The organism is Bacillus sp. FSL H8-0516 (assembly GCF_038635285.1).
Lineage (GTDB): Bacteria > Bacillota > Bacilli > Bacillales > Bacillaceae > Bacillus > Bacillus safensis.
On record NZ_CP152051.1, the window covers coordinates 2665519 to 2680758 of the forward strand.

The 15240-nt window shown below is 43.1% G+C and carries 15 protein-coding genes; 4 read left to right on the forward strand and 11 right to left on the reverse strand.

Annotation, left to right across the window (positions count from 1 at the left end; all coding sequences use genetic code 11):
• Nucleotides 1-7: 7 nt before the first annotated feature.
• The 3 genes from MHB67_RS13460 to trmB all read right to left on the reverse strand — a co-directional run bounded on the left by MHB67_RS13460 (nucleotide 8) and on the right by trmB (nucleotide 3386).
• Nucleotides 8-1705, reverse strand: a complete 1698-nt coding sequence (locus MHB67_RS13460) for an NAD-dependent malic enzyme (RefSeq protein ID WP_024424864.1) — start codon at nucleotides 1703-1705, stop codon at nucleotides 8-10.
• Between the two features lie 74 nt (nucleotides 1706-1779).
• On the reverse strand, nucleotides 1780-2628 hold the full coding sequence (locus MHB67_RS13465) for an MBL fold metallo-hydrolase (RefSeq protein ID WP_342492566.1): 849 nt from the start codon (nucleotides 2626-2628) through the stop codon (nucleotides 1780-1782).
• Between the two features lie 116 nt (nucleotides 2629-2744).
• Nucleotides 2745-3386, reverse strand: a complete 642-nt coding sequence (trmB, locus tag MHB67_RS13470; protein ID WP_024424866.1) for a tRNA (guanosine(46)-N7)-methyltransferase TrmB — start codon at nucleotides 3384-3386, stop codon at nucleotides 2745-2747.
• A gap of 187 nt (nucleotides 3387-3573) precedes the next feature.
• Between trmB and MHB67_RS13475 the strand changes: the two genes are divergently transcribed.
• Nucleotides 3574-3849: a YtzH-like family protein gene (locus tag MHB67_RS13475; protein WP_024424867.1), complete on the forward strand. Its 276-nt coding sequence runs from the start codon at nucleotides 3574-3576 to the stop codon at nucleotides 3847-3849.
• On the opposite strand, the gene MHB67_RS13480 is transcribed toward MHB67_RS13475, so the two are convergent.
• The 4 genes from MHB67_RS13480 to thpR all read right to left on the reverse strand — a co-directional run bounded on the left by MHB67_RS13480 (nucleotide 3846) and on the right by thpR (nucleotide 7421).
• The gene (locus MHB67_RS13480) at nucleotides 3846-4646 is read right to left on the reverse strand and encodes a phosphotransferase family protein (protein WP_024424868.1); all 801 of its coding nucleotides are present in this window, start codon (nucleotides 4644-4646) and stop codon (nucleotides 3846-3848) included. The two genes, MHB67_RS13475 and MHB67_RS13480, sit on opposite strands and share 4 nt — an antisense overlap.
• Nucleotides 4647-4930: 284 nt before the next feature.
• Nucleotides 4931-5860 (reverse strand): YegS/Rv2252/BmrU family lipid kinase, encoded by a 930-nt coding sequence (locus MHB67_RS13485; RefSeq protein ID WP_073207035.1) that lies wholly within the window; start codon nucleotides 5858-5860, stop codon nucleotides 4931-4933.
• Nucleotides 5861-5908: 48 nt separating this feature from the next.
• On the reverse strand, nucleotides 5909-6844 hold the full coding sequence (locus tag MHB67_RS13490) for a hypothetical protein (RefSeq protein ID WP_024424870.1): 936 nt from the start codon (nucleotides 6842-6844) through the stop codon (nucleotides 5909-5911).
• A 25-nt stretch (nucleotides 6845-6869) separates the two neighbouring features.
• Nucleotides 6870-7421, reverse strand: coding sequence for an RNA 2',3'-cyclic phosphodiesterase (thpR, locus tag MHB67_RS13495; RefSeq protein ID WP_268421432.1), 552 nt, complete (start codon nucleotides 7419-7421; stop codon nucleotides 6870-6872).
• A gap of 91 nt (nucleotides 7422-7512) precedes the next feature.
• Between thpR and cysK the strand changes: the two genes are divergently transcribed.
• Complete coding sequence (gene cysK, locus MHB67_RS13500; RefSeq protein ID WP_342492930.1) at nucleotides 7513-8445, forward strand: cysteine synthase A; 933 nt, start codon at nucleotides 7513-7515, stop codon at nucleotides 8443-8445.
• Nucleotides 8446-8493: 48 nt separating this feature from the next.
• Here cysK and MHB67_RS13505 read toward each other — a convergent pair whose 3' ends face one another.
• Nucleotides 8494-9120: a Type 1 glutamine amidotransferase-like domain-containing protein gene (locus MHB67_RS13505; RefSeq protein WP_342492567.1), complete on the reverse strand. Its 627-nt coding sequence runs from the start codon at nucleotides 9118-9120 to the stop codon at nucleotides 8494-8496.
• Nucleotides 9121-9149: 29 nt separating this feature from the next.
• Nucleotides 9150-10547, reverse strand: a complete 1398-nt coding sequence (pepV, locus tag MHB67_RS13510; protein WP_342492568.1) for a dipeptidase PepV — start codon at nucleotides 10545-10547, stop codon at nucleotides 9150-9152.
• 94 nt (nucleotides 10548-10641) lie between these two features.
• Between pepV and MHB67_RS13515 the strand changes: the two genes are divergently transcribed.
• Entirely contained in the window at nucleotides 10642-11940 is a 1299-nt protein-coding gene (locus tag MHB67_RS13515; protein WP_024424875.1) for an NCS2 family permease, read from the forward strand.
• 370 nt (nucleotides 11941-12310) lie between these two features.
• Nucleotides 12311-12532, forward strand: coding sequence for a DeoR family transcriptional regulator (locus tag MHB67_RS13520; protein WP_008356419.1), 222 nt, complete (start codon nucleotides 12311-12313; stop codon nucleotides 12530-12532).
• 277 nt (nucleotides 12533-12809) lie between these two features.
• Here MHB67_RS13520 and MHB67_RS13525 read toward each other — a convergent pair whose 3' ends face one another.
• Both MHB67_RS13525 and MHB67_RS13530 read right to left on the reverse strand, forming a co-directional pair.
• Nucleotides 12810-13526: a pseudouridine synthase gene (locus MHB67_RS13525; protein ID WP_342492569.1), complete on the reverse strand. Its 717-nt coding sequence runs from the start codon at nucleotides 13524-13526 to the stop codon at nucleotides 12810-12812.
• A gap of 16 nt (nucleotides 13527-13542) precedes the next feature.
• Nucleotides 13543-15165: a polysaccharide biosynthesis protein gene (locus tag MHB67_RS13530; RefSeq protein WP_025092401.1), complete on the reverse strand. Its 1623-nt coding sequence runs from the start codon at nucleotides 15163-15165 to the stop codon at nucleotides 13543-13545.
• Between the last annotated feature and the right edge of the window lie 75 nt (nucleotides 15166-15240).

The following is a 15240-nucleotide window of genomic DNA, read 5'->3' on the forward strand; positions in this document are numbered from 1 at the left end:
GCTTTTTTTATATGGCTTTGATTTTTTTGTACACAGGATGCCACATAGCGTCCTGCACAGCCTGAATAAGATCATCAGGCGTTTCTTCTGCTATTCCTTCATCAATTGCTGCCTGCGCCACACGGACGGCCACTGTCGCTGAAACGGTTCGAAGCTGATCGACACTTGGCAGCATCGCTGCACCCGGCTTCCCAACATTGACCATGCTTGCAATGGCTTCAGCACTCGCAACAAACATACTGTCTGTCATCAACCTGGCTTTTGACACAATTGTGCCTAGACCAAGACCTGGGAAGACAAGGGCATTATTCGCTTGTCCAATTTCATATGTGACACCGCCATACTCGACAGGATCAAATGGACTTCCCGTTGTCACAAGGGCACGTCCTTCAGTCCACTCGATCAGATCTTGCGGCTTTGCTTCTGAAAGAGGGGTCGGATTCGACATCGGTAAAATCGCTGGGCGCTCCACGTGTGACGCCATTTCTTTTACAATTTCCTCTGTAAAAGCGCCTCCGACAGTCGAGGTGCCAATTAAGATCGTTGGTTTCGCCTGCTTGACGACCTCTAATAGATCAATCGAATGCTTTGGACCATTACGGGCATAATCCTTTACTTCGTCAGAACGTCTTGCATACGGCTTTTGAAATGGCTGAATGTCAGGTGAATCATCTGTGAGTAGCCCCGTTTTATCAATACACCAGAAATGATCGTAGGACTCCTCTTCTTTGACTCCGTCTCTGACGATCGCATCACGGATTTGCTCGGCTATGCCAATACCTGCCGTACCCGCTCCAAAAATGACAATACGGTGATCTTTCAGCGGAACTTTCGAAGCTTTTGCACATGCTAGAACTGCAGCAAGTGAAACAGCGCCAGTCCCTTGAATGTCATCGTTAAATGTACAAATACGGTCCTTATATTTTTCCAATATCGCACGGGCATTCTTTGTCCCAAAGTCTTCCCAATGAAGGAGGGCATTTGGGAAAGTAGCGCGGGCAAGCTCGACATATTGATCAATGAACTGATCATAGCGCTCTCCTCGAACGCGGGAGTGCTGATTTCCAACATAAAGCGGATCATTCAAGAGACTTTCCTGGTTCGTTCCAGCATCAAGCACTACTGCCAGCACGCGGCTGGGATCAATGCCTGCTGCAGCTGTATAAACAGCAAGTTTCCCAACTGAAATGGCAATCCCGCCAACGCCCCAGTCTCCAATACCTAAAATGCCTTCTGCATCAGTTGCAACGATTAAGTCGATTGATTCATCGACACCATAAGAGGCAAAAATCTCTTCCATGCCTTCCAGATCATCAATCGATAAATACAGTCCTCTTGGCTTTCGATACTCATGGCTATAACGCTGAATAGCCGTTCCTACAGTCGGCGTGTAGACAATCGGAAGCATTTCCGCCAAGTGCTCATTAAGTAATTTGTAAAAAAGCACTTCATTTCTATCATGAAGTGATGTTAAATACACATTTTTCCCTAGATCATCCGGCTGTGCCTTGAACTGCTCATATGCACGCTTTGCCTGATCCTCTAAGGTTAAGACCTTAGGCGGAAGAAATCCCTTTAACCCGAGCTCCTCCCGCTCTTCCTTTGTAAATGCAACCCCTTTATTTAAATAAGGGACTGACATGACTTCCATCCCTCTTAATGGTGTTTCGATCACATCACCATGTACACGATAAAATTGGTTCACCTGCACTCTTCCTTTCACAAGTTCATTTTGTCGTTATTTTGTGTGAAAGGCGAAAAAAACATACAGATGATCTTTTATCTTCCTGTTTCTCTTTTGATTTCGTGTGTGATCTGCCCGTCTTCGTCCCATTTTACAGCACGATAAATGGCATCATGATAAAACAAGTACCACGCATTTTTTTCTTCTGCAAATGCCTGCCACTTTTGCTTGGCTGGAATCGAGGTCATTGGGTAATCATCATATGCCAAAACCCAAAGTGGATTTTTATGAGCATGTGTTGGCATGATATCAGCTAAATGAATCGCTGTTTCACCCTCACTTGTGAACGTTAAAATGCTATGACCATTACTGTGGCCGCCTGTATGATGCAGCTCGATGCCTTCTGTCACTTCGATGCTTTCTTCAAATGTGACCACTTGGTCTGCTACAGGCTCCCAGTTTTCTTTCCAATATGTATTTCTTGAGCGAATGTTCGGCGCTCTCATTTCATCCCATTCGATTTTCGAGGTGATGATTTTTGCCTGCTGAAAAACAGACACAAGCTTATCGCCTTCACGTTTTGTTAATCCGCTGGCATGATCGAAGTGCAGATGTGTCATCAATACGTAATCAATATTTGATGGGCGCAGGCCAAGCGTCGCTAGAGATTCTTCCAATTTGGTTTCCTCTGTCACGCCGTAATTGCGTTTTTGTTTATCTGTCAGCTTCCCTGATCCGATGCCGGAATCCACTAACAGATGAAGACCCTTCCACCGAATAAGAATTGGATCACATCGTAATTCAATTTGATTGCGGTCATTTACCGGGTACTTTTTTGACCATAATGGCTTTGGCACGACACCGAACATCGCACCGCCGTCCATGTGCGTATCTCCCCCGTTTAACCAAAACAGTTCCATTTCACCTATTTTCATTGTCTCCATTGCTGTCATCCCTCCTTTTTCTATCGTAGCAAATACAGCCAAAAATCGCATGCACCAATCTTTTCATAAAAAAAGCTGGCTGCCATTTTTCTTTGCAGCCAGCTTGATGTCACTTGTTATTCTGGGAATTTGACTTCTGATCGATAGATCGGTTGTCCCATAGACGAGAATTTCTCTTCATATTCAGTCATCACGTTTCCTTCTAAGCCGTCCTCATGTAAATCTAGGCTGACATACGTTAAAAGAAGACCGTAGGCAGAAAAACTTTTTAAGGAATATTCAAATAACCCGCGGTTATCTGTTTTGAAATGTAATTCACCGCCTGGACGAAGAATATGTTCATATCGCTCTAAAAAGGTTTTAAACGTCAATCTGCGCTTTTCGTGTCTTGCTTTTGGCCACGGATCAGAGAAATTCAAATACACCCGGTCAATCTCATTTTCCGCAAACACATCTGTCAGCGTCTCAGCATTGATGTTCAAAAGCTTTACATTTTCAACATCTGTCTCTTTGATTTTATCTACTGCCGTCACAATAACACTTTTAAATAATTCAATGCCAATATAGTTGATATCAGGATGAAGCTTGCCCATTCCAGCAATAAAGCTCCCTTTCCCTGTCCCAACTTCGATATGGATTGGATGATCATTTCCAAACAGCTCATGCCATTTCCCTTTATATTGCTCGGGACTTGCTAAAGCAATATGAGCATTCTCAGCTAAGTAATCATCAGCCCATGGTTTATGTCGCATTCTCAATTTGATACACCTCTATTTTCTTTACATTTTATCAAGATACCATGAAACATAAAGACCCGCAAGACAGCATCTCTATGTCCATATAAAAAGACCAGCCCTTCGCTTGAGCTGGTCTGCCGCATGTATAAATTGGACGCTGAATGCACAGTTTAACCTCATAAATGACACGCAGGAAAGGAGCATTTGTATGGGTTTAAACCGTCAACATCAGCTTCAATTAATCAAAGATATTTTAACCGATCACCAGCTGGATTGCTGCGGGACTGTTGCAGAATATGAACAGGTGGGACGCGTGATTCAATTAATGCTGGCAAAAGAAGATCTGGATGCTGACATTCGTCAGCTGTTAACAGATATTTATGATTACAGCCAAAAGGGCACCTCTGTCAGTTCAATTGATGCACATATTGAGGAGCATCAATCACATCTGTCTGAGTGGGTCGAGAACATTCCACTGTCTTAATGGATGTTTAACCGTTTTAAGAGTGCATTTAGCTCCGCTTGCACTTCTTTTTGCGCCTTTTCATTCCCTTTTCGTTTATGCCAAACGACAAACGATACGGTTTCAGCGAGCACGTACCACGCCATGCGCTTTCGCAAATTGTCCGTCAGCGGGGCGCCGTACATAGAGAGCCAGCTTTCCCAGTTCTCTTCCTCAACATAATGGTATAAAAGCGGTCCAAGATCGATCGCTGGGTCTGCAATCATCGCCCCATCCCAATCGATCAAATAGAGCTGGTTTTCATCTGTCAGCAGCCAATTATTATGATTGAGATCGCAATGACAGACGACCTTGTCCTCAAAATGGACAGCCTCCACATGCTTCTCTAAATACTGGATGGCACGCGAAATGTCTTGTGAATCAATTTGCTCGTTTAATATGGACTGTTTCAGATGCATCAGAATGGATTCTGGGTCTAGAGAGTGCTTCTCTAATCGTTTCAGCATATCGAGCAATTCTTTTGATGTATGAATTTTTCTTAGCTGCTCTGCTACAGGACGATCATTCATGTCCTTTGGCTTCAGCTCTCTGCCGCTCAGCCAGTGCTGTGCAGTAATCACATCTCCATTTTCCATCCGTTTTGTCCAGACAAGCTTCGGCACAATGCCTTCAGCTGACAAAACCGCAAGAAACGGTGACGTATTGCGTTTTAAAAATAGCTTTTGGTCATTGTGTGTTGCGAAGTACGCATCTCCCGTAGCGCCTCCAGCCGGAGAGATGTGCCATTCGCTACCTAATATTTGTCCCAACCAGTTCATATCAATTTTCAACCCATCATTTCTTAAAATATTTTAAATCTTGCTTTTTTAGTCGACAAAATTCAGCCGATTGAGGATCAATTGGCTGTTTCTTTTTTTATTTATATGATCATAAAAACAAAAAGGACAGCTATTGAGAATGAGATGCTAAACAATAGCCGTCCTATAGATTTTATCGTTACCTTCTTATACTCGTCAAGCAAAACTAAAAAATCAGGACAAGAACCTTACGAAAAAGAAGGCTTTTTTCACGGTTCTTTGCCTGCGGATATACCGCAAGTTATTTAAGCACGTAATTTTAAGGATCGTTCACTGGCCTTTACAAAGACAGGCGTTGCGCCGATCACTTCTCCATCTGCGTGAAATAAGATTTTTTCATCTGCTTCTAAGTACGCTTCCTCATGCTGAAACAGGGTAACCCCCTTCATCCCAAGGTGCTTTCGAAACACCATCGCACTTAGAAACAAAAGGACTTTGAATGGATTCAAATCTGTGACAACCATCGTTTGAAAACCTGGCTGCCTCGCACTCACTTCCGGCGCTGCTTCCAGCCCTCCCCCGTAATACGGGTGATTACATACGATCACAAACCACACTTGGCGAAAGACTTTCTTCTCATTTTCAATAAATAGCGCAAGATCAAACGGCTTAAACGACCATAGAGAATGGAGAAATGACAGAGGGTAGATGATAAAGCCAAGCCCCAGCCGTTTCAGCCACTTCTTCCCTCTAAAATGCACCGTTTTCCTCAGCACATGTGCGTCAAACCCCACACCGATATGATTGAGAAAGAGAACAGATTGCGGACTTTCGGCATGATCTTGAAAGGAGCCGAGAGAAAATGTTTTGGTGAGCATTCTCTTTTGCTTTCTCACTTCTTTTAGGACATCATGACGATGGATACCGAGACCCTTCGCAGCATCATTCCAATGACCAGCAGGGACAAAACTAAGCTGCACATGATCGATTTCCTTTAAGCCATTCAGTACTTCATGAATGGTGCCGTCACCGCCAATAACAATCAAGCGCTTCAGCCTGTCATCCAGCATGGCACTGATTTGTCTTGCCAAAACTTCGGCATGGCCTTCATGCTGGGTGAGAAATGATCGATAAGAGACCTCCACCTTTTGTAATTCTTTCTCTATGCTCCTCCATGTGCGGAGTCCTTTTCCATGTCCTGCTTCTGGATTAACGATAAAGTACCATTCATTCATATATTAGCTCCACTCAGGTCTCATTTTTCGTGACCTTCCATCATGCCTTTAATCGAGCCATTCCTGTCTTCTTTTGCTGTCTGATTCACCATAAGCAAGCAATGCCTTTGTCGCCTTAAATTGCTGATGCTTTGTCGGCGCCGTATTTTTCCGCTGCTTTTCAAACCACTCTTCTGCCTTCTTCTTATCGATAACCTCCATCCCATATGGAACTTCAGGTAAATCAATATAAGAGGTTCGGCTGATGAGGATTTTTTTCACAGGAAGGTCTACACCACTTTGCTGTAAGATCTTTGACACGACGGTGCCAGAGCGCAAAAGGCTTGCACAAGGATTCAAGACAGACTGTACAGCTTTCCCAGTCGCCCGTTTTTCCCAAAAACGTTCCTTCGTTCCAATATAGACGCTGTCTGGCTCGGCCTCTAAGAAGGATAAACAGATCACTTCGAGCGGCGTGATGAGTATCGGACATAATTCCATCTCAGCTTTTTGAATGAGCAGCACCGGCTTGTACATCACAAAATAAGAATCCGGAAGCTGCCTTGCAAGCATCCGCAGCTTTTCATCATACCGAATATGATGGGAAACGGTTGAAATATGTGAAATCGTCGAACTCGCCCATTTTAATTGCACTTCAAAGAGATGATCCTTAAAAAAGTGAATCAGCTTCGTTTCATCGGTAGGAACGTTTCTGAAAACCCCTTGCTCTATATCTGTCGGCTCGTTAAAAAGACTCAGGTCCCGTTCCTTTTTCATATCGGCTTCTTTTTGCTTTCTCTTTAAGGAGAATTTCTTTCTCTTTTCTTCCTCTTGTTCTGGCGCTTGTTGAGGAATTTGATCAAACGGTTGCTGCGCCTCCTCTTTTGAAGCCTTTTTTAACTCGTCCCATCTTTGTTTTTTCAACCGATTGAATTGATTGATATAGTGATGCGGGTCTTGTTCATATCGTGATATATAATCTTGAATTTTGATTATTTGCGCCATCTGCTGCTCACTCCAACTTCTAGAATCATTTATGTAGTGTAAATTGTTTGATTGCGTGATAACGAGGGGTTTCTTTCGGACGTATTTCAAATAAAGTGATACGAGAAACCTCCATCACATATGGCTCTTTGCGTAAAGGTGCTTGCTTTTCATAAGGGTCATCCGCATTCCATTTGCGCGCAATCGTCATATGCGGATGAAACGGTCTCTTTTCAACAGGGTGTCCTGCTGACAAGACGGCTTCCTTTACCTTTTCTCTTAAATGCATGAGCGGCTCACTTTCATGAGGCTTTGCAAAAAAGACTCTTGGGCGTTCTTTCGCACCAAACTGCCCTACCTCATTCAGCTCTAGTGGAAATGCAGACGCTTCATTTGAAAGGATGTCAAGCAGCTGGATGATCTTTTTTAAACGCTCTTCTGGAATGGCGCCTAAAAAGATAAGGGTCACATGATAATCATGTGGTGCTGTCCATTTTTGAAAGAACAGTCCGCTCCTTTGATCAATGTCTTGTTTGATTTGATGCGCAAGTTGTTCAGGGATGTGAATCCCTATAAAATAATGACGGTTTTCTGACACAATATCACCTGTCCTTTTTTAACAAACTTTACGAATCCCCATTGATGATAGTATAACTAAAGAAATGCGGAATGAGAAGAAAGGGTGTCATCTGATGAAAGTTACACAAAATATAGCTGAGCTGATTGGCGATACACCGCTTGTCAAATTACAGCGGCTCCAGCCAGAAAATGCGGCGGCTGTTTACTTAAAGCTGGAATCATTTAATCCTAGCGGCAGTGTAAAAGACCGCGCGGCTTACAATATGCTCATCGAAGCAGAAAAACAAGGGAAACTCACAAAAGGAGCAACCATTATTGAGCCTACGAGCGGGAATACAGGGATTGGTTTAGCCATGAATGCTGCCGCAAGAGGCTACAAAGCCATCCTTGTCATGCCTGATACGATGACAAAGGAAAGAATCAATATTTTGAAGGCATACGGGGCGCAGGTCGTCTTAACCCCAGGAGAAGAAAAAATGCCAGGCTGCATCCGAAAGGCTGAGGAACTGGCTGCTCAAATTCCTCATAGCTTTATTCCCATGCAGTTTGACAATAGAGCGAACCCAGATGCACATAGAGGCACAACAGCAGTCGAAATTATGGAAGCTGTGAAACAACTTGGACAGCCCCTTGGTGCCTTTGTCGCAACAGCTGGAACTGGCGGTACTATTACAGGAACTGGAGAGGAATTAAAAAAGGCATTCCCTCATTTAACCATCCGTGTGGCAGAGCCTAAGGGTTCCCCTGTCTTATCTGGCGGGAAACCTGGGAAGCATAAACTCGTTGGCACTAGCCCAGGATTTATCCCCCATATTTTAAACGAGCACGTCTATGATGACATCGTGCAAGTAAGTGACGAAGATGCTTATCAGATCACACGGCAGCTTGCTAAGCTTGAAGGAATTTTAGTAGGCCCATCCTCTGGGGCGGCTTGCTATGCAGCCATTGAAACAGCCAAGCAATTGCCGGCAGATCAAATTGTGATCTGTATGACAGCAGATACGGGCGAACGATACTTATCAAGTGATGTTTTTCAAGATTAAAAAAGGAACAGGGCGATGAATCCCTGTTCCTTTTTCTTCATTTCACGGTTAAGATATTTTGACTGATTTCACCTCAGCCTGTTCCCCTCTGATCAGTAAAGCCTGTTCATCAGTAAGCGGACATAAATCGAGCGTCTGCTGATACTTCTCTGTGATTTGCTGCGCAGCCTCGCCTAAATAGGCATTATGCATATGCGGTACTGGATAGCAGCTTATTTCATTGACACCTTGAAATGATGAAAGCTCCGGCGCCTTCTTTTGTTCATCCATCAGGGAGATATATTCAATGCTTGGCGCCATGATGATACTCCCCGCAGATTCTCCGATGTACAGCTTGCCGTTGTTGATTTCTTCTTTCAACACGGCATCGAGACGATGCTTTCTTAACTCCTGCAATAAATAAAAAGTGTTGCCTCCTGAAACGTACATCACATCATTTTGTTTGATCATCTGCGCGATCTCTTCAGCGGACTGTTCATCTATCTGTACAGTCTCAAGCTGCATCCCTAATTGCTGAAAGGCTTCCTTCGCTGCCTCCACATAGTGCGTGACTTCTTCTACAGCACTTGCCGTTGGAATGAAAGTCACGCGCTTTCCTTTTAAAGATTCACCCGCAAAGTCAGATAAGAGAGAATAGCTGTCTTTGAATGAAGAGCATAAGAACATTTTTTTCACTGTGAATCCCCTCTTCTCTTTTCCAATTTCTATTTTGCTAATTCATACATGGCTTGTGCGTAAAGAGCTGTTGCTCTCAGCAAGTCATCAATTTCAATATATTCATCCTTTTGATGGGCGCAGTCAGGTCTGCCAGGAAATAAAGGTCCGAAGGCAACGCCTGCTTCTAAAGATCTCGCATACGTTCCTCCCCCAATGGCAATAAGGGTTGCAGGATCTCCCGTTTGTTCCTCATATACCCGCTGCAAGGTTTTCACAAGCGGATGATCTTTTGAGACGTGATGCGGAGGACTGTCTTCGAATTTTAGAAGGACCGCCCCTTTGATGCTTTCAATTCCTTTTTTGACGTCCTTGCCGTCTGCTGTCACTGGATAGCGGACATTTAACCCTAGCTTTGCTTCCTCATTCTGTTTATAGCGGATTGTCCCAACATTCAACGTCAAATCTCCACTAATCTCATCTTTGCAAGCAATTCCCAGCTTTTGTCCTCTTGTATCCTGATCAAATAAAGCGTTGATTTGGGAAGTAAAGGCAAGTCCCTGCTCATCTAATTCGTGTCCGCATAAGAAATTCGCCATATGAATGCCCGCATTTGTCCCATGCGCCGGCTCCATGGCATGAACAGATACCCCTTTTAATGTAAAATGCAGTCCATCCGCTGCGCTTTTTACCTCACCAGATAATTGATGATCAGCAAGATAGGCTTCGAAAGCTGTTTTTATTAATTCAGCATCGTGTTCCTGTGCACAAGTCACAGTAGCAGCTGCCTCATCTGGCACCATATTGAGCCTCATACCCGATGTAAATTGCTTCAGCGTATAGCGCTGATGATTCGCTGTTTGTTGATATGTAAATGACAGGGTGGCATCAATAATCCCTTTTTCCGCATGAATAATCGGAAAATCGGCGTCTGGTGCAAATCCGATTTGCGGCATCGCCTCATGCTTGAAATAATGGTCCACACAGCGCCAATCGCTTTCTTCATCTGTTCCAATGATCATTCGAATTTTTTTCGACAGCTGCAGACCAGTATCTTTTAAGATCTTCAGCGCATAAAATGCCGCCATGGTTGGGCCTTTGTCATCAATAGCCCCGCGTGCAAAGATTTTATTTTCTCTGATGTCAGCTGAAAATGGCGGGGTTGTCCAGCCGTCGCCAGCAGGCACCACATCCACATGACACAGCACACCTACAATGTCTTCGCCTTCCCCGTATTCAATATGACCTGCATAGCCGTCGACATTCTTGACTGTGAAGCCTTCGTCTTCCCCTTTTTTCAGCATATACTGCAGGGCATCATCGACTTTTTCACCAAATGGCTTTCCTTCTTTGCCTTCTTCATCAAGGACACTTTCAATTTGTAAAAAAGATTGTGTGTCCTGAATTAAGTCGTCTTTTTTTCGTATTACTTCAGCTTCCCAATTCATTTTTCCATTCCTCCTTGAAAAAAGGTTGCAATCCACCCTTAAAACGAATATTATATTAATTGTTTTGTAATAATGTTCGTAAATGGAGGATTTTATGTTTCAGTTAAAAGAAAATCAAACCAACATAAAGAAAGAAATAATCGCTGGTATGACGACATTCTTTACTATGGTCTATATTGTTGCCGTCAACCCGGGAATTCTTTCAAAAGCAGGTATTCCTTTTGACCAAGTCTTTACTGCAACAATCATCGCTGCTGTTGTCGGTACGCTCTGGATGGCACTATTTGCAAATTATCCGATTGCCATTGCACCAGGCATGGGGCTGAATGTCTATTTCACCTTTACCGTTGTCGGCGGTGGCGGCATCAGCTATCAAACAGCGTTTAGTGCGGTATTTGTTGCTGGTATACTCTTTATTATTTTATCGTTAACATCCCTTAGAAAACAACTGATTCAAGCCATTCCAGATAATTTAAAGTACGGTATTACGGCAGGAATCGGGCTTTTCATTGCATTTATCGGCCTTCGTCAGTCTGGGATCATCGCTGCTGATCCAGAAAACCTTGTGAAGCTTGGCAATTTAAGCTCGCCTGTTGTCATTTTAACGCTTGTCGGCTTAATGATTTCGGTTATTTTAATGGTGCTTCAAATAAATGGTGCACTGTTTATCGGCATGTTAGCGACCACATTGATTGCGCTCGCAACCGGCCAGCTTCATTTCCCTAAAACACTGATGGACATCCCTGCACTGCCTGAAGGCATGCTGATTACAAATCCAATCGCTGCCTTTGGTGACGTGTTCTCTCATCATTTGTATGCTGTCGTCTTCTCCTTCTTACTGGTGACGATTTTTGATACAACAGGCACGATGATCGGCGTTGCCGAACAAGCGGGATTAATGAAAAATGGCCAGCTGCCAAAAGTGCGCAGAGCTCTGCTCGCTGACTCTGCTGCAACAACAGTTGGTTCTATGTTTGGTACAAGCCCAACCACTGCTTATATTGAATCATCATCAGGAGTAGCTGCTGGCGGAAGAACTGGGCTGACGTCTTTAACGGTCGCTGCACTGTTTATTGTGGCATTATTTTTCGGCCCGCTCGTTCAAGCTATTTCTTCTTTACCATCGATCACATCACCTGTTTTAATCATTGTTGGCTGCTTGATGATGAACTCGGTGTCACGCATTCGCTGGAACGAACTAGACGAGGCATTCCCTGCTTTCCTTGTTATTCTTTCGATGCCGCTGACTTCTAGTATCTCTACAGGAATTTCACTTGGATTTATTTCATATCCGCTTGTGAAATTGGCAAAAGGGAAATGGAGAGAAGTACATGTGCTTGTTCTCATCTTTGCGGTCTTATTTTTCATTCAGCTCTTTTTCTTAGAAGGATAACAGAAACAAAAAAGGCACATCCTCACATGGAATGTGCCTTTTTGCCTTCACTGAATTTTTTATTTTGTAAATTTTCTGTGTTTATTTTTCGGAATTTGAAAATGTCAGCTTCAATCGCATCCCTTATCATTATTGGGTTGTAACCGGATTCAAATCATGATATATACCATATTTTATTTCATGAAGACAAGTTTAAAAACACGTAAAGTTGACTTTTTGGTGGAACTAGATGCATAATAACGTGTATAATAGAATAAAACATTAAGAAACACGAACATTTACCATTGTTGCTTGTCCTTATTTCGCAGTTTTAGTGTAGTAAGTTGTGGTTAGTCAAGTCCATCCGATCTTATTGATAGGGAGTGGTTTTTTGAAACCTTCAACAAACCGTATGATGACTCGAATCAAATCAGTCTATATGTTCATTCAAGAGAAAGGTCTTGTGACGACACAAGAGCTGGTTGATGAATTCGGGATCACACCTAGAACCATTCAAAGAGACTTAAACGTGCTTGCCTATAACGATCTTGTTCATAGTCCAAGCAGAGGCAAATGGGAAACAACGAGAAAAAAAGTAAAAATATCATCTTAAGCGTATAATGAATTGTCCATATAACAAAAAGAACCGGCGATATGCCGGTTCTTTTCTTTTGCAAATTGTTGACGAAGGGCTAAAATGATTTTTATTTTAGCCCTTTGTCTTCTTTACAGCGTGATAGAAAACCTTTGAAGTCTAGGAAGAACGAGCACTGGCGCGGAGCGAATTTAACATTCGTGAGCACCAGCGCGCAGGACTGACAAAGAATGCGAGGGTTTGTCTACACGCTGAAGAACCGGCGATAAGCCGGTTCTTTTCTTTTGTTCTTATGTTATTCACGATTCATTAAGCTGTCTAATTCTTCATCCGTCAATTCACGGTACTCTCCGGGTGCTAGTTCTTCATCTAAAGAGACAGCCCCCATCGAGAGCCTTTTTAAAAAGATCACTTCATTTCCCACCGCTTGCGCCATTAGCTTCACTTGATGGTACTTCCCTTCAGTAATCGTCAAACGGATGCGTGTATCTTCCTCTTCATTTGCATCTACTTCCACCTTCGCCGGCTTCGTGTGATAATCATCTAAGATGACAACTCCCTCTTCAAGACGCTTAATGTCTTGATCTCCTAAAGGATATTTCAAATGAACCTCATACGTTTTTGGCACATGCTTTTTTGGAGAAAGTAATTGATGAGCAAGCTGTCCATCATTTGTGAGGAGAAGGAGACCGACCGTATCCTTATCCAGTCTCCCCACAGGGAATGGCTCCCTTGCGATATCCTCCGGCTCAAGTAAATCGACAACCGTTTCATCCCGCAAATCTTCAGTTGCCGAGATCACCCCTTCTGGCTTGTTCATCATTAAGTAAATGAATTCTTTATATACTACACGCTCTCCGTGTACGAGTACTTCATCATTTGATGGATCAACATGATCTTTCACCTGCTTTGCCACTTCTCCATTCACTGTGACCGCCCGGGCTTTGACAAGCTTTTTCACATCATTTCTTGAACCAAAGCCGCTGTTAGCAAGTAATTTATCAAGCCTCATGAATATCTACCTCTTCTTAACTCTTTTTTCTTAAAAATTTCGGCATACGGCTGCCCAGTACACGCTCTAGTAATCCCACCTTATAAGACAAGTACATATACACACCGCCGCCAGTGATCATGGAAATCAAAATGACGATACCCGCTTGTAAAATTCCGTCTTCATAAGAAATTACTTGGTTCACAAGCTGACTTGTCAAATATGCCACGACAGCCATGATCGCCGTTAAAATACCAATGAGAATAAAACGTTTGAAAATTCTGCGGAACGAATAGCCGGCATGGCGTTTAATCATGATAAACATATACAAGATGGACGCACTGTAGCCTAATGCTGTTGCCAATACAGAACCATTTCCTTGCAGCCAGCTGATCAGCGGGATGTTTAGAACCGTTTTAATAATGATCCCTAACAAAAGACTGACGATCGCAAATTTTTGTTTGTTGATCCCTTGCAGAATCGCTGCATTAATGGTGAATAAAGAAAACAATAATGCAACAGGTGCATACCAGAACAAAATGGAAATCCCAATCTCAGGATGAACAGACGGATAGAAAAACCAATAAGCCGGTCCAGCCAATGCCGAGATACCAAATGAAGCAGGCAGCACGAAAAATAAAATGACTTGCATCGTCTGATCAATTTGTCTATTGAGCAGCTTGTAATTACGTGCTGTAAATAATTCCGTAATCGTCGGAATCAATGTTAAGCCAAACGCTGTGGCAAGTGACACAGGAATCATCACGACCTTCGGTAAATATAACGTCACAATGGACAATACCGCTGTACTAATATCCTGATGTCCGGATGCAATCATGGCTCTGTTAATTGTGTTTGTATCGATATAAGAATAAATTGGAATCGCAAGTCCAACAAACACATACGGCGCCGCATAGCTAAACAGCTCTGTAAACATTTGCTTATAAGATAAATCAGAGTGAGCGCCTGTATTCGGCTGCATGGCTAAGAGCCGGTCCTTCCGCTTCAGCCAATATAAATAAAGCGTGAATAAACCGCCAAATGCACCGATCAGAGCCGCAAATGTTGCATATCCGACAGCAATGACAAGCCCGCCGTCAAGCACCTTTAAAATAATAAACGTCGCCGTTAATAGGAAGATGATTCTGACAAGCTGTTCAATCACTTGGGAAACAGCTGTCGGTCCCATCATGGAGTGTCCTTGGAAGAACCCGCGTACAAGACTCATGATCGGTACAACCAAAAGACCTAAGCTGACCATTCGAATCACATATACTACTTGATCGACAGTCAAACCGCCTGTTTCATTTGATCCGCCAAGCTGAATCTTGGCAAAAATCGGTGCGGACAAATATAAAATAGAAAAGGCGATCATCCCGGTGACAAGCATGACCGACATACCCGCCCTGAACATTTTTCTTGTTGTCTCATAATCGCCGATCGCATTATATTTGGAAACAAATTTTGATACCGCTGTTGGAAAACCAAGCGTAGCGATACTTAAAAAGATCGTATACTGATTGTATCCATATTGGAATAGCGCACCACCAGTAGCTCCAACCATTGCGCTAAATGGAATTAAATAAATCATACCAAGAATACGAGAGAGATACGTCCCTATCGTTAAAACCAACGTACCACGAAGCAGTTTATTAGACATGCGCTTAACCACCATTTTTCTAATGAATATTCAACTTAACTATTTTACCACATCAATTCAATACACAGGTAACAA